The sequence below is a fragment of the Pseudomonas saponiphila genome, from assembly GCF_900105185.1.
Taxonomy (GTDB): Bacteria; Pseudomonadota; Gammaproteobacteria; order Pseudomonadales; family Pseudomonadaceae; genus Aquipseudomonas; species Aquipseudomonas saponiphila.
Genome location: NZ_FNTJ01000001.1, coordinates 4,442,621 through 4,458,103, shown reverse-complemented (window position 1 = coordinate 4,458,103; position 15,483 = coordinate 4,442,621). Strand labels below are relative to the sequence as shown.

Annotated in this window: 10 protein-coding genes; 2 read left to right on the top strand and 8 right to left on the bottom strand. The window is 65.1% G+C overall.

Annotated elements, in window-relative coordinates; translation table 11 throughout:
- Nucleotides 1-9 precede the first annotated feature (9 nt).
- The 7 genes from BLV47_RS20905 to BLV47_RS20875 all read right to left on the bottom strand — a co-directional run bounded on the left by BLV47_RS20905 (nt 10) and on the right by BLV47_RS20875 (nt 10,989).
- Nucleotides 10-2,727, bottom strand: coding sequence for a nitrate reductase (locus tag BLV47_RS20905; protein WP_092316694.1), 2,718 nt, complete (start codon nt 2,725-2,727; stop codon nt 10-12).
- Nucleotides 2,727-3,044 (bottom strand): nitrite reductase small subunit NirD, encoded by a 318-nt coding sequence (gene nirD / locus BLV47_RS20900; RefSeq protein ID WP_092316692.1) that lies wholly within the window; start codon nt 3,042-3,044, stop codon nt 2,727-2,729. The genes BLV47_RS20905 and nirD overlap by 1 nt, the downstream gene beginning before the upstream one ends.
- Nucleotides 3,041-5,494: a nitrite reductase large subunit NirB gene (gene nirB / locus BLV47_RS20895; RefSeq protein ID WP_092316690.1), complete on the bottom strand. Its 2,454-nt coding sequence runs from the start codon at nt 5,492-5,494 to the stop codon at nt 3,041-3,043. The genes nirD and nirB overlap by 4 nt, the downstream gene beginning before the upstream one ends.
- Before the next feature lie 475 nt (nt 5,495-5,969).
- Nucleotides 5,970-7,640, bottom strand: coding sequence for a bifunctional protein-serine/threonine kinase/phosphatase (locus tag BLV47_RS20890; RefSeq protein ID WP_092316688.1), 1,671 nt, complete (start codon nt 7,638-7,640; stop codon nt 5,970-5,972).
- 7 nt (nt 7,641-7,647) lie between these two features.
- Nucleotides 7,648-8,859: a nitrate/nitrite transporter gene (locus BLV47_RS20885; protein WP_092316686.1), complete on the bottom strand. Its 1,212-nt coding sequence runs from the start codon at nt 8,857-8,859 to the stop codon at nt 7,648-7,650.
- 327 nt (nt 8,860-9,186) lie between these two features.
- Nucleotides 9,187-9,762 carry an ANTAR domain-containing response regulator gene (locus BLV47_RS20880; protein WP_092316684.1) on the bottom strand — a complete coding sequence of 192 codons (576 nt, stop codon included), beginning with the start codon at nt 9,760-9,762 and terminating at the stop codon, nt 9,187-9,189.
- Between the two features lie 15 nt (nt 9,763-9,777).
- A complete protein-coding gene (locus tag BLV47_RS20875) occupies nt 9,778-10,989 on the bottom strand; it encodes a CmpA/NrtA family ABC transporter substrate-binding protein (RefSeq protein ID WP_092316682.1) in 1,212 nt (403 codons plus the stop codon).
- A 229-nt stretch (nt 10,990-11,218) separates the two neighbouring features.
- Between BLV47_RS20875 and BLV47_RS20870 the strand changes: the two genes are divergently transcribed.
- Complete coding sequence (locus BLV47_RS20870) at nt 11,219-12,238, top strand: quinone-dependent dihydroorotate dehydrogenase (protein ID WP_092316680.1); 1,020 nt, start codon at nt 11,219-11,221, stop codon at nt 12,236-12,238.
- 130 nt (nt 12,239-12,368) lie between these two features.
- On the opposite strand, the gene rmf is transcribed toward BLV47_RS20870, so the two are convergent.
- A complete protein-coding gene (rmf, locus tag BLV47_RS20865) occupies nt 12,369-12,584 on the bottom strand; it encodes a ribosome modulation factor (protein ID WP_016965693.1) in 216 nt (71 codons plus the stop codon).
- Nucleotides 12,585-13,129: 545 nt separating this feature from the next.
- Here rmf and rlmKL point away from each other — a divergent pair.
- Complete coding sequence (gene rlmKL / locus BLV47_RS20855; protein ID WP_092316678.1) at nt 13,130-15,388, top strand: bifunctional 23S rRNA (guanine(2069)-N(7))-methyltransferase RlmK/23S rRNA (guanine(2445)-N(2))-methyltransferase RlmL; 2,259 nt, start codon at nt 13,130-13,132, stop codon at nt 15,386-15,388.
- The last annotated feature ends 95 nt before the right edge of the window (nt 15,389-15,483 follow it).

Sequence of the window (15,483 nt, the reverse complement as noted above, 5' to 3'; positions counted from 1 at the left end):
ATTCATTCCTCACACAGGGAGGCTGGCAGGTTGCACTGCCGCCGCCAGCAGACGCTTGATCTCCGGCACGCAGGAGCCACATTGGCTACCGCAGCCCAATTGCTGTTGCAGTTGTTCAAGGTCCAGGCCTTCAGCGATACCGGCCCCTACCGCCTGATAGCTGACGTTCTTGCAGTTGCACAGGGTTCGTTGCCGTGTTCCGCCCAGGCCGCTGGCCTGCGGCGGGGCGCTCATCGGCGCCAGCAGCCAGCGGCGCAGTTGCTCATCGGCGCGGCCTTCGAGCCACAACTGCTGCAACCAGTGCTGGGCCAGGGTTTCCCCGGCCAGTCGGATCGCGGTGATCCGTCCTTGTTCGATACGCACGCGCTTGCCGATGGCCCGGCGCGGATCGTCGTAGGCCAGGACCGGCCCACCTTCCAGCCCCAACTGCTGGTCGATCAGCTTGAGCAATGCCGGCAGCGGCGCTTCCTGGTGGGCGGCGCGGATCACCAGGGCCGGGCGCTCACGACCGCTCAGGCTGAAACTGACATAGGCAAAGGCTTCGCACAGCGGACGCAGAACCTTGAAGTGGGCCTGTACCTCGCCTTCGATCAGGGCGAACAACTGCCAGGGCAGTTGCACCGGTTCCAGGCGCACGCCGCTGTGCTTGAGCTCCGGCTGTTTGGACAGGGGATCGAAGGCCGATTGAGTCACGGCGTTGACCCCGCCCTTGAGGAAGCGATCGCCCCAGTGCATGGGCAGGAACGCCTGGCCGGGGCGCACGCCGTCATCACGGGCGACGGCGACAATCACGCTGCCACGCCGGCTTTTCAGGCTCACCAGATCGCCCTCGCGCAAGCGTTGCCGGCGCAACTCGTCCGGATGCAGGCTCAACAGCGCCTCGCTGACGTGACCAAACAGCTGCGCCGCAGTGCCGGTGCGGCTCATGCCGTGCCACTGGTCACGCAGCCGACCGGTGATCAGGGTCAGAGGAAAACGCGCGTCTCGCTGTTCCTTGGCGGCCACATAGGGATCGGCGATAAAGCGTGCACGGCCAGAGGCAGTGGGAAATACACCGTTGCCATACAAGCGTGGCGTGCCTTGTGTCACACCGTTGGGGAAGGGCCATTGCTGCGGGCCGAGGCGGTCGATCAGCTGGTGACTGAGGCCGGACAGATCCAGATCGCGGCCCTGGGTCAGGCCTTTGTACTCATCGAACAGCTGGGCGGCGCAAGTGAAGTCAAACAGGCTCGGCAGGCCGGGACGCAGGCGGCGCTCCAGGCGTTGGGCGAAGTCCAGGGTAATGGCCCAGTCAGGCCGCGCCTCGCCGGGCGCGGGCACCGCCTGGCGCACGTGAGAAACCCGGCGTTCCGAGTTGGTCACCGTGCCTTCTTTCTCCCCCCAACTGGCGGCGGGTAGCAGCAGGTCGGCAAAGGCTGCGGTTTCCGTGGTGGCGAAGGCTTCCTGCAGGACCACGAAAGGGCAGGCCTGTAGCGCCGCCCGCACCGTATTCTGGTCCGGCAGCGATTGTGCCGGGTTGGTGCAGGCGATCCACAGGGCCTTGATCCGGCCGCTGGGCAACTGTTCAAACAGCTCGATGGCGCTCAATCCGGGGTGGGCGGGCAACTGCTCCACGCCCCAGTAGGCGGCGACCTCTGCGCGATGCTCGGGATCGGCGGCCTCCCGGTGCCCGGGGAGCAGGTTGCTCAGGCTGCCGGTTTCGCGCCCGCCCATGGCATTGGGCTGGCCGGTGAGCGAGAAGGGGCCGGCGCCGGGGCGGCCGATCTGCCCGGTGGCCAGGTGCAGATTGATCAGCGCGCTGTTTTTTGCGCTACCGGCGCTGGACTGATTCAACCCCATGCACCACAGGGACAGAAAACTCGCCGCGTTGCCGATCCATTGCGCGCATTGCTGCAAGTACTCGACGCTGATCCCGCACAACTGCGCCACCATCGGCGGGGTGTAGTCGCGGACCAGGGCTTTCAACTCGGCCAGGCCCTCGGTGTGTTCGCGGATGAAGTCTCGGTCGATCCAGTCTTCCCACAGCAGTAAATGGAGGATGCCGTGGAACAGGGCCACGTCGGTCCCGGGCAGGATCGCCAGGTGCAGGTCGGCCAGATCGCAGGTATCGGTGCGACGCGGGTCGATCACCAGCACTTTCATCTGCGGACGCTGGCTTTTGGCCTGTTCCAGGCGCCGGAACAGCACCGGATGGGCGTAGACCATGTTGCTGCCGACGATCATCACGCAATCGCTCAGCTCCAGGTCCTCATAGCTGCAGGGCGGCGCATCGGCCCCCAGGCTGCGCTTGTAGCCCACCACCGCCGAGGACATGCACAGCCGCGAATTGCTGTCGATGTTGTTGGTGCCCACCAGGGCCCGGGCCAGCTTGTTGAAGGCGTAGTAGTCCTCGGTCAGCAATTGCCCGGAGATATAGAACGCCACGCTGTCCGGGCCGTGCTCGGCAATGGTTTGGGCAAATATCCCAGCGGCGTGTTCCAGGGCGCTGTCCCAGTCGCAGCGGCTGCGGGGCAGATCCTTGCCCAGGCGCAGCTCCGGGTACAGGGCGCGGGCACCGGGGTCGCCGGTCAGGTGCAGGCTGGCGCCCTTGCTGCACAACTTGCCGAAGTTGGCCGGGTGCGCCGGATCGCCACTGACCCCGAGGATCTGCCTGTCGTCATGCTCGATCAGCACGCCGCAGCCAACCCCGCAGTAGCAACAGGTCGAGGCCGTGCTCTGGCGCGGCATCACCCGGCATCCCGCAAGATCAGTTGCACCCGGCCCGCTAGCACCCTGGCCTGATGCCGGTGGGCACAGCCGACGTCCGGCGCCTGGGCCTCGCCGGATTCCAGGTCGATCTGCCAGTTGTGCAAGGGGCAGGCCACGCGCCTGCCGTAGATCAGCCCCTGGGACAGCGGGCCGCCCTTGTGCGGACAGCGATCGTCCAGGGCGAAGACCTGATCGTCGCCGGTACGAAAAATCGCGATATCGCCCCGGGGCCCCTTGATGACGCGCGAACCCAGGGCGTTGATCTCTTCCAGGGCGCAGATATCCAGCCAGTTCATGCCGGCACCTCCAGGTGTTTCAGGGGGATCGATTCGTACTCTTTTTTCAGCTGCGGCTCGGCCAGGCGCTGTTGCCACGGGTCTTGCTCGAAGGACAGGGCGAACTGCAAGCGCTGGTTCAGCGCCTTGCGCCGTTCGGGGTCTTCCAGCACGGCCTTTTTCACGTGCTCCATGCCGACCCGTTGCAGGTAGTGCACGGTGCGTTCGAGGTAGAAGGCCTCTTCACGGTACAGCTGGAGGAACGCGCCGTTGTACTCGCGCACTTCTTCGGCGGTCTTGAGCTTGACGAAAAACTGCGCCACCTCGGTCTTGATCCCGCCGTTGCCGCCGATGTACATCTCCCAGCCGGAATCGACGCCGATGATCCCGACATCCTTGATCCCGGCTTCCGAGCAGTTGCGCGGGCAGCCGGACACCGCCAGCTTGACCTTGTGCGGCGACCACATGTTGAACAGGTCGTGTTCCAGCTCGATGCCCAGCTGGGTGGAGTTCTGCGTGCCGAAGCGGCAGAACTCGCTGCCGACGCAGGTCTTCACGGTGCGGATGGACTTGCCGTAGGCGTGGCCGGAGGGCATGTCCAGGTCCTTCCAGACCCCGGGCAAGTCCTCCTTGCGAATGCCCAGCAGGTCGATGCGCTGGCCGCCGGTGACCTTGACCATGGGCACCTGGTACTTGTCGGCGACGTCGGCGATGCGCCGCAGTTCGGAGGGATTGGTCACCCCGCCCCACATCCGTGGCACCACCGAATAGCTGCCGTCCTTCTGGATATTGGCGTGGGCCCGCTCGTTGATCAGCCGCGATTGCGGATCGTCCCGGGCCTCTCCCGGCCAGGTGGAAATCAGGTAGTAGTTCAGCGCCGGGCGGCAAGTGGCGCAGCCGTTGGCAGTGCGCCAATTGAGGTAGCTCATGGTGCCGGCGACAGTCAGCAGGTGTTGTTCGCGGATCGCCTGGCGGATCTGGCCGTGGTTCAGGTCGCTGCAGGCGCAGATGGCTGTTTCGCTTTTCGGCTTGACGTCCGCCGCACCACCCACGGTATTGATCAGGATCTGCTCCACCAGGCCGGTGCAGGAGCCGCAGGAGCTGGCGGCCTTGGTGTGTTTCTTGACCTCGTCGACGCTGAACAGCCCGTGCTCCTGGATGGCCTTGACGATGCTGCCCTTGCACACCCCGTTGCAGCCGCAGACTTCGGCGCTGTCGGCCATGCTCATGGCCTTGTCCTGGCCCTGGTGGCCGACGTCGCCAAGAGCGTTCTCGCCGAACATCAGGTGGTCGCGAATGGCGTCGATGGCCTGCTGCTCGCGGATCTGCCGGAAGTACCAACCGCCGTCCGCGGTGTCGCCGTACAGGCAGGCGCCCACCAGCACGTCGTCCTTGATCACCAGCTTCTTGTAGACCCCGCCAATGGGGTCGGCGAGGGTGATGGTTTCGGTGCCGTCGCCGCCCATGAAATCCCCGGCGGAAAACAGATCGATACCGGTGACCTTCAACTTGGTCGAGGTCACCGAGCCCTGGTAGCGGGCGAAGCCCAGCTGGGCCAGGTGATTGGCGCAGACCTTGGCCTGTTCGAACAGCGGCGCCACCAGGCCGTAGGCGATGCCCCGGTGACTGGCGCACTCGCCAAGGGCGTAGATGCGCGGGTCGAAGGTTTGCAGGGTGTCGTTGACCAGGATCCCGCGGTTGCAGGGCAGGCCGGCCCGTTCCGCCAGCTCGGTGTTGGGGCGGATGCCGGCAGCCATCACCACCAGGTCGGCGGGGATGATCTCGCCATTATTGAACTGCACCGAACCGACCCGGCCGTCGCCGGCATCGATCAGCGCCTGGGTCTGCTCGCTGAGGCGGAATTTCAGGCCGCGGCTTTCCAGGGCGCTCTGCAGCAACTGGCCGCTGGTCTGGTCCAGTTGTCGCTCCAGCAGCCACTGGCCAATGTGCACCACGGTCACGTCCATGCCCCGCAGCTTGAGGCCGTTGGCGGCTTCCAGGCCCAGCAGGCCGCCGCCGATCACCACCGCGTGCTGGTGGGTCCTGGCGGCGTCGATCATGGCCTGGGTGTCGGCGATATCGCGGTAGCCGATCACACCCTGCAGGTCCTTGCCGGGGATCGGCAGGATAAAGGGGGTGGAGCCGGTGGCGATCAGCAGCCGGTCGTACTCGGCTTGGCTGCCGTCGTCGGCGATCACCCGGCGTTTGATCCGGTCGATTTCCACCACCTTGCGATTGAGCAGCAGCTTGATGTCGTGCTCCAGGTACCAGTCCAGGTCGTTGAGGACGATGTCTTCGAACGTCTGTTCGCCAGCCAGCACCGGCGACAGCAGGATGCGGTTGTAATTGGTGTGGGGCTCGGCGCCGAACACGGTGATGTCGTACAGCTCGTCGCTCAGCTTGAGCAACTCTTCCAGGGTGCGGACCCCAGCCATGCCGTTGCCGATCATCACCAGTTTGAGTTTTTTCATGGGCTTCTCCGGAGCTCAGGCAGGGTCAGTGCGGCCTGGCTCGACAAATTGCGCGCAAACAAAAAAGGCGTCCCGTCAGTGGCCTGACGAGGACGCCTTTGTCCGATCCCGTTCTCTCGGGAAGCCGGCCTTCGTCGTTGAAGGCCAGGCTTGATGTCTGTTGCCTGATCTCATGCAGCGCTTGTGCCAGGTTGTCCGGGGCGCGGTTTTATCGGGCCCTGGTGGCGTTTCTGTTCCGGCCGAGTCCGGCTGTTGCACCGAATCAAGGCGTCGTGCCCGCTTTCGGCTCTTTGCGGGCGCTGCTGGGGGCGATGAACGGCCTGGGGGATCGCCGCAGGGTCCTGCGGACCCTTGCGCAGCCTCGCCGTGACTCGACAGCAGCTACAGGTCTGCAGGCCGAGGGTTGCATAGCCGTTGTCGCAGGCTGCGAACCGCTGCGCAGAAGGCGCCAGGGAGACTGAGATATCTGCTGGCTTCAGCGATGCAGCAGTGCCAGCAGCAACATCAGGTTCAGCAGCAGGGCGAGCAGGGCAATGCCGCGCCAGACCTTCAGCGGCTCCCGCTCCAGCAAGGGCCGCGGGCGGGGGCTCAGGCTGCGGCGCTCACCCTGTTCCAGCGCCAGCAGCCATTCTTCCGCCGTTTCATAGCGCTGGGCCGGGTCGGCACAGACGCCGCGCTCCAGGCTTTGCTCCAGCCAGTGCGGCAGGTCCGGGCGGTAGCGACCGGGAGGCACCGCAGCGCCGAAGCGCGGGCGCTGGAAGGCTTCGATCTCGCCATGGGGATAGTGCCCGGTCAGCAGGTAATACAGGCTCACACCCACCGCATAGAGGTCCTGTTGCGGGCTCGGCTGGGCGCCGGTGAAGGCTTCCGGGGCGATATAGCCCGGAGTACCGGGTAGCAGGTGCGCCGGGTCCGCCGACAAGCCCGGGCAGTAAGCCAGGCCGAAATCCAGAATCCGCAGTTCGCCGTCGTCCCCCAGCAGCAGGTTGTCCGGCTTGATGTCGCGGTGCAGGATCTGCCGGCGATGCAGCAGGCCAACGGCCCGCAGCAGGCGCTCGGCCAGGGACTGCCACTGGTCCAGGGGCAGGGGGCCGTTGTGGCGAAACAGCTGTTGCAGGGTGCGCCCGGGGTACTCGCGCATCAGGTAATACAGGTACTGGCGCGACGTGCCGCCGTGCACTTGGGGAAAGTGCCGCCCGGCCACGCGGCGCAGCAACCACTCTTCGGACAGCAGCCCCTGGCAGGCCGCCCGGTCGTTGTGCAGGGCCGCCGGCAGGGTTTTCAGCAGCCAGGCCTGTTGCTGTTCGTCACGCACGCGGTATAGCAGCGATTGCTGGCTCTGGCTGAGCAGCGCCTCGACCTGCCAGCCCTCGAACAGCTGCCCCGGTTTCAGCGGCGGTGGCAGGGGCCATTGCCGCAGGTGCAGCAGGGCATCGCCGATGCTGGGTTCACCCAGCGCGTCGACCCGTACCAGCAGTGCGCTGGCGTTGTCCTGGCTGCCGGCCAGGTGCGCGGCGCTGACCAGGGTCGCGACCGCGCTGTCCAGGTCCGGTTGGTCGCGCAGGATGGCGGCGATGGCGCTGTCGCCGAGGGTGGCCCAGACCCCGTCGCTGAGCATCAGGAAGCTTTCGCCCTGGCGCAGTTCGCCATCGAGAAAGTCCACCACCAGGTGCTGGTCCAGGCCCAGGGCGCGTTTGAGCACATGCCGCATGCCCGACTGTTCCCAGACATGGTCCTGGGTGATGCGTTGCAGTTGCTGCTGATGCCAGCGATAGACCCGGCAGTCGCCGACATGGGCCAGGGTGAAGTGCTGCCCCCGCAACACCAGGGCGCTGAGGGTGGTGAGCAGCGGCTGGCCGCCGCCATTGGCCTGGAGCCAGCGATTCTGCGCGCTCAGCAGGCGTTCCAGGGCTTCGGCCACGGCCCAGGTCTGCGGGGTGGCGTAGTAGTCCAGGGCCAGGGCCTGCAGGCTGGAACGCGCGGCGAGGCCGCCATCGGCACATTGGCTGACGCCATCGGCGATGGCGAACAGCAGCCCTTTGCTGGCGGCCAGCTCCGGCACCGGGGTGACCCGGCGCAGGGCGTCCTGGTTTTCCGCTCGCGGGCCGCTGGCGCTGGCCTCGGCGTGGCTCAGTTGCAAGCCCATGGCGTGCTCAGACCCGCGCTGCGGTGATAGCGGCGGCGCCCCAGGTGGTTCTCCAGCGGCGCTTGACCCCATGCAGGCCGAACCAGGCCAGGACCCCGAGGCTGGCGAACAGCCACAGGGCCAGCTGATAGCTGCCGCTGCTCTGCTTGATGGCGCCCATGCCTGCGGCCAGGGCGAAGCCGCCGATGCCCCCGGCCATGCCGATCAGCCCGGTCATGACCCCGATTTCCCGGCGAAAGCGCTGCGGCACCAGCTGGAACACCGCGCCATTGCCCGCGCCCAGGCCGAGCATGGTGCAGACGAACAAGGCCAGGGCGGCGTAGGAATTGGGCAGGTTGAAGCCGACGGCGGCGATGCACACCACGGCCACGCCGTACATCGCCAGCAAGGTACGGATGCCGCCAAAACGGTCGGCCAGGGCACCGCCCAGGGGGCGCATCAGGCTGCCGCCGAAGACGCAGGCGGCGGTGTAGTAGCCGGCGGTCACCGGGCTCAGGCCGTACTGGTCGTTGAAGTAGCCGGGCAGGGCGCTGGCCAGGCCGATGAAGCCGCCGAAGGTCACGCTGTAGAAGAACATGAACCACCAGCTATCGCGGTCGCCCAGGGCCTTGAAGTAGTCGCCCATGGACTTGGCGCGAGGTCGCTCTGGAGCGTTGCGCGCCAGCCAGGCGAACAGCGCCAGGGTCAGGATCAGCGGGATCAGGGCAAAGCCGAAGACATTGCTCCAGCCGAAAGCCGCCGCCAGCAGCGGGGCGATCAGGGCGGCGAACACGGTGCCGGAGTTGCCGGCCCCGGCGATGCCCATGGCCTTGCCCTGGTGTTGCGGCGGATACCATTGTGAGGCCAGGGGCAGGGCCACCGCGAAGGAGGCCCCGGCCATGCCGAGGAACACCCCGAGCAACAAGGCTTGTTCATAGCTGTGGATGCCCAGTTTCCAGGCCACGAACAGGGCGCCGATGACAATCACCTGGCCGATCAGGCCGGCGGTTTTCGGTGACAGGCGGTCGGCCAGCAGGCCCATGATGAAGCGCAGCAGCGCGCCGGCGAGGATGGGCGTGGCCACCATCAGGCCGCGTTGCTGGGTGCTCAGGTGCAGATCGGCGGCGATCTGCACCGCCAGGGGGCCCAGCAGGTACCAGACCATGAAACTCAGGTCGAAATACAGGAAGGCTGCAAACAGGGTCGGGGTATGGCCGGATTTCCAGAAGCTTGAATTCATCGCGCACCTCAGCTGATAGGGGTCGTTGGAGCCGTCATGAGCCTGCAGGTGGAGCGCCGTGTGGCCGCGCCACCGGCCCCGTTCAGTGGGGCCAGAACGACAAAGACGTCGGCGCCCGGCTCGCGGTGGGCGAGCAGGGCGCGCGACGTCTTTGTCGTAGGTGGGCAACCGCCGTTGGTTACCGGTGTGGATCTGGTAGCAAGAGCCGCGCCAACCCCTGTCGCAGGAGCAGGCTGTAGGAGCTGGCTTGCCAGCGAAGGCCCCCTCAAGACTGGCGCAAGGTTCAGCGGCCCATTCGCCGGCAAGCCGGCTCCTACGGGAGGAGGCTCAGCCGAGGAGTTCCTGCATGGCGATGATCTGTTCCGCCACCTGGATCAGTTTCTGCTGTCTGCTCATGGCCTGGCGGCGCATCAGGGTATAGGCCTGTTCTTCGTCGCAGTCCTTCATTTTCATCAGCAGACCCTTGGCCAGTTCGATGCGCTTGCGTTCGGCCAGTTGCTGCTCCCGGGCCTGGAGCTGCGCGCGCAGGGCCTGGTCGCTTTCAAAGCGCGCCATGGCCACGTCGAGGATGGGTTGCAGGCGCTGGACCTGGATGCCTTCGACGATGTAGGCACTGACCCCGGACTTGATCGCCTGGCGCATGACCCCCGGATCGTGTTCGTCGGTGAACATCACGATGGGCCGGGGCTGGTCGCGGCTGACCAGCACCACTTGCTCCATGACGTCGCGGCTGGGTGACTCGGTATCGATCAGGACCACGTCCGGACGCAGCGTTTCGACGCGTCCGGGCAGATCGATGGTCAGGCCGGATTCGTCGATCACCTCGAAGCCGGCCTCGCTGAGTGCGGCCTTGAGCCGGCCGACTTTCTTCGCGGTGTCGTTGATCAGCAGGATACGCAGCATGGTGGCGGGCTCCGGTCAGCGCTGGGCGACAAGGCAAGGTGAGTCGTTGAGAGCGTGCAGGCGGAAGCTGCGGGCATAGGCGGCAGGCTGTGAGCCGTCCCAGACCTTGCCGTCGATCAGTTGGCTACTGCGCATGTCCTGGTTCCGGGCGGCGATGCCCAGCGCGCTGGCGGCTTCGCGGTACAGCTGCAGTTGTTGCACCTGGCGCGCGACGCCGAGGTAGTCCGGGTCCTCGCGCAGCAGGCCCCAGCGGCGGAACTGGGTCATGAACCACATGCCGTCGGACAGGTAGGGCAGGTTGACCGCGCCGTTTTGGTGAAAGCGCAGGGCATGAGGGTCCTGCCAGCGATTGCCCAGCCCGTCGGCGTAGTCCCCCAGCAGTCGCGGTTCGATGCAGGCCAACGGGGCATTCAGGTAGTCGGCGGCGCTCAGCAGCTGGGCGGTGCTGCGGCGGTTTTCCGGACTTTGCTCGATGAAGCGGCTGGCTTCGAGGATCGCCATCACCAGGGCGCGGGCGGTGTTGGGGTATTGCTCGACGAAGGCGCGGGTGCAGCCGAGGACCTTTTCCGGGTGGTCGGGCCAGATCGCCTGGCTGGTGGCCAGGGTGAAGCCCAGGTCCTGCTGCACCGCGCTGGCGCTCCAGGGTTCACCGACGCAGAAACCGTCGATGCGCCCGGCCTGCAGGTGGGCCACCATCTGCGGCGGCGGTACCACCACGCTGTCGACGTCCAGCAATGGATGAATGCCCTGGCTGGCCAGCCAATAGTACAGCCACATGGCGTGGGTGCCGGTGGGGAAGGTCTGGGCGAAGGTCAGGCGCGCCCGGCTTTGGTGCACGTGGCGGTCGAGTGCTTCAGGGCTGGTCACCTTGAGCGCCTGCAGTTCGCGGGACAGGTTGATGCTCTGGCCATTCTGGTTCAGGCCCATGAGCACCGCCATGTCGCAAGGGCTGGTGCCGCCGATGCCCAGGTGCACCGCGTAGATCAGGCCGTACAGGCTGTGGGCGGCATCCAGTTCACCGCTCACCAGCTTGTCCCGCAGGCTGGCCCAGGAGCTCTGGCGCTTGAGGTTCAGGGTCAGTCCGTAGGGCTGGGCAAAGCCCTGGGTGGCGGCGACCACCACCGAGGCGCAATCGGTGAGGGCCATGAAGCCCAGGTCGATGGCGGACTTTTCCGGGGCATCGCTGCCATTGACCCAGGCCAGCGGGGTGTTGGGGCGTTCAGTCATGACGGGGCACCTTGCATAAAAAAGCGTCGTACCCGCAGGCCGGGCCTAGCCCGCGCAGGTGACGACGCCGTTGTCCTTGAACCCGGACCGCCATTGGCTCGGGTTTGATGCTCAAAGGGGTGCAAGGCATATGCCATTGCCGGGGATTTGCTTCTGCGCCTCGCCTGCAAGCCCCGGGCGCGGCTATAATCGGCGGCCAATTTCGCCGCCAACCGAGTTCATCCCGCCCATGTATACCCTGGCCCGCCAGCTGCTGTTCAAACTCTCCCCGGAAACCTCCCACGATCTGTCCCTGGACCTGATCGGTGCGGGCGGGCGTTTGGGGCTTAACGGCCTGCTGTGCAAGGCGCCGGCCCAGTTGCCGGTCAAGGTCATGGGCCTGGAGTTTGCCAACCCGGTGGGTCTGGCCGCTGGCCTGGACAAGAATGGTGCGGCCATCGACGGCTTTGCCCAGCTGGGCTTCGGTTTTGTCGAGATCGGCACCGTCACTCCGCGTCCGCAACCGGGCAACCCCAAGCCGCGGATCTTCCGCTTGCCCCAGGCCGAAGCCATCATCAATCGCATGGGCTTCAACAACCTGGGGGTCGACAACCTGCTGGCGCGGGTTGCCGCCGCGTCATACAAGGGCGTGCTGGGGATCAATATCGGCAAGAACTTCGATACTCCGGTGGAGCGGGCGGTGGACGACTACCTGATCTGCCTGGACAAGGTCTACGCCCATGCCAGCTATGTCACGGTCAACGTCAGTTCACCCAACACGCCGGGCCTGCGCAGCCTGCAATTTGGCGAGTCGCTCAAGCAGCTTTTGTCGGCCCTGAGCCAGCGCCAGCAGGAACTGGCGGTTATCCACGGCAAGCGGGTGCCGCTGGCGATCAAGATCGCTCCGGACATGAGCGACGAGGAAACCGTGGAAGTGGCCCGTGCCTTGCTGGAAACCGGCATGGATGCGGTGATCGCCACCAACACCACCCTGAGTCGCGAAGGCGTCGAAGGCCTGGAGCACGGTGACGAGGCGGGCGGTCTGTCCGGCGCGCCAGTGCGCGACAAGAGCACCCACACGGTCAAGGTGCTGGCCGCCGAACTGGCCGGCCGTTTGCCGATCATTGCCGTGGGCGGCATCACCGAGGGCAAGCACGCGGCTGAGAAAATCGCCGCGGGCGCGAGCCTGGTGCAGCTGTATTCGGGTTTCATCTACAAGGGCCCGGCGTTGATTCGCGAGTCGGTGGACGCGATCGCGGCCATGGGCTGAGAGGGGAAGGACGGCAGGCATAAAAAAGGGCTCCTCGAAGGAACCCCTGGGCCGAAGCCCGCCGCCCGGATGGGGCGTGCGTGGTTAAGTCGTCATCTATTCAAGTTGTAGGTGTCGGAATGTGCCCTGATCAGCCGACAGCGCGAAGTTCGTTGAGTCTGTGGATGCCCGCAGTGCCTGTCATACCGTCCCAGTTGTCGCCGCGTCCTTCGCGCCAGCCGTTGATCCAGGCTTGGCGTACTGACGGTAGAGTAAATGGGCAAAGCTCACGGGACTTGCCATTAACGCCATATTGATATCCGCGTAAAAACGCTCTTTCCAACGGATCACGCTTTAGTCTTCTCATAGGGTGTTTCCCTCACTTGTTGACTGCTTTATGTCCCGTCGACCTTCTTCTGAGGTCGGGCAGAATGTCTCTGCCGTTGGTGCTCGCTGCCGGCGTGGCGAGCCTTGATGTTGGCGCCATTGCGGCGCCAACCTGTGTTGAGTTCTAACCAATAGGTCACAGCAAGTGAATGATCGTTTTGTCATAAGGACGTAACGATATTGCTGTCCAGGCCATAAGCCGAGGGTGGTTTTGTATCCTGTTTGTCAGGCAAAGCCCGCTGTGATCAGCCTCTGACTAGATGATGAGGTTAATGCTTTAGTGAGAATGTCGAACGGTTGCACTCAACTACTATTCGACGAAGGGTCGACTTATGTCATTTTGTTGCCCTGACTTTTTATCTGTCCCGGCCTCAAAGCTCTTTTGCCCTGCAAGAAAGCCTGCCTGCTGGGGTGGGACGGCACAGATTCGTGCCACACGAGCGCTCTTGAAGAAAAGCGCTTGATTGAAAACCGAGCGGGCGATGCGTTGCCCGTTCACTTATTGCCAAAGGCTCTGGTACTCCCATGTCGGATCGTTACGAACTCTTCCTCACCTGCCCCAAAGGCCTTGAAGGCCTGCTGATCGAGGAAGCCGTCGGGCTTGGCCTTGAGCAAGCGCGTGAGCACACTTCTGCCGTGCGCGGCATGGCCGACATGGAGACGGCCTATCGTCTGTGCCTGTGGTCGCGCCTGGCCAACCGGGTGCTGCTGGTGCTCAAGCGCTTCCCGATGAAGGATGCCGAGGACCTCTATCACGGCGTGCTGGATGTCGACTGGCAGGACCATATGTTGGCTGACGGCACTCTGGCGGTGGAATTCAGCGGCCATGGTTCGGGGATCGACAACACCCACTTCGGCGCCTTGAAGGTCAAGGACGCCATCGTCGACAAACTGCGCACCCCGACCGGCGAGCGTCCTTCGGTGGACAAGCTCAACCCGGACCTGCGCATCCACCTGCGCCTGGATCGTGGCGAAGCCATTCTCTCCCTGGACCTGTCTGGCCATAGCCTGCACCAGCGCGGCTACCGTTTGCAGCAAGGCGCCGCGCCACTCAAGGAAAACCTGGCGGCGGCGATCCTGATCCGTGCCGGTTGGCCACGTATTGCCGCCCAGGGCGGCGCCCTGGCCGACCCGATGTGCGGTGTCGGCACCTTCCTGGTGGAAGCGGCGATGATCGCCGCCGACATCGCGCCCAACCTCAAGCGCGAGCAGTGGGGTTTCACCGCCTGGCTTGGTCATGTGCCGGCGCTGTGGCGCAAGCTGCATGATGAAGCGCTGGCCCGGGCCCAGGCCGGCCTGGCCAAGCCACCGCTGTGGATCCGTGGCTACGAGGCCGATCCGCGCCTGATCCAGCCGGGGCGCAACAACGTCGAGCGTGCCGGCCTGAGCGATTGGATCAAGATCTATCAGGGCGAAGTCGGCACCTTCGAGCCGCGTCCGGACCAGAACCAGAAAGGCCTGGTGATCTGCAACCCGCCTTACGGCGAGCGCCTGGGTGATGAAGCCAGCCTGCTGTACCTCTACCAGAACCTCGGTGAGCGCCTGCGTCAGGCCTGTCTCAACTGGGAGGCGGCGGTGTTCACCGGCGCCCCGGACCTGGGCAAGCGCATGGGCATCCGCAGCCACAAGCAGTACTCGTTCTGGAACGGCGCCTTGCCGTGCAAGCTGCTGCTGATCAAGGTCCTGCCGGATCAGTTCGTCACCGGCGAGCGGCGTACCGCCGAGCAGCGCCAGGTGGAACGCGAGCAGGCCCAGGCCGCGGCGGACGAGGCGCCAGTGCGCCAGTTCAACAAGAATGGCAATCCGATCAAGCCGGCTCCGGCCCCGGTGGTCGAGCAGGCACGCCTGAGCGAAGGCGGGCAGATGTTCGCCAACCGCCTGCAGAAGAACCTCAAGCAACTGGGCAAATGGGCCAAGCGCGAAGGCGTCGAGTGCTACCGGGTCTACGATGCCGACATGCCGGAATACTCCCTGGCCATCGATCTGTATCAGGACTGGGTGCACGTGCAGGAGTACGCGGCGCCCAAGTCGGTGGACCCGGAGAAGGCCCAGGCTCGTCTGTTCGACGCCCTGGCGGCGATTCCCCAGGCGCTGAACGTGGACAAGAGCCGGGTGGTGATCAAGCGTCGCGAGCGTCAGAGCGGCACCAAGCAGTACGAGCGCCAGAGTGCTCAGGGCCAGTTCACCGAAGTCCGCGAAGGCGGGGTCAAGCTGCTGGTGAACCTGACCGACTACCTGGATACCGGGCTGTTCCTCGATCATCGGCCCATGCGCATGCGGATTCAGCAAGAAGCCGCCGGCAAGCGCTTCCTCAACCTGTTCTGCTACACCGCCACGGCCAGCGTGCATGCGGCCAAGGGCGGGGCGCGCAGCACCACCAGTGTCGACCTGTCGAAAACCTATCTGGACTGGGCGCGACGCAACTTCTCCCTCAACGGTTTCTCCGACAAAAACCGCCTGGAGCAGGGCGACGTGATGGCCTGGCTGGAGAGTTGCCGCGACGAGTTCGACCTGATCTTCATCGACCCGCCGACCTTCTCCAATTCCAAGCGCATGGAAGGGGTGTTCGACGTACAGCGTGATCAGGTGCAGTTGCTGGACCTGGCCATGGCGCGCCTGGCCCCGGGCGGTGTGCTGTATTTCTCCAACAACTTCCGCAAGTTCCAGCTGGATGAGAACCTCGCGACCCGTTATCAGGTCGAAGAGATCACGGCAAAAACCATCGACCCGGATTTTGCCCGTAACAGCAAGATTCACCGGGCCTGGAAAGTCACCGCCCGCTGATGGCCGGATAAGTCCCCCAAGGCCCGATTTTTCGGGCTTAGGGGGCTGTTTAGCGCTGGTCAAATTAATGGCTAATGGCTATAACTCTCACTTGA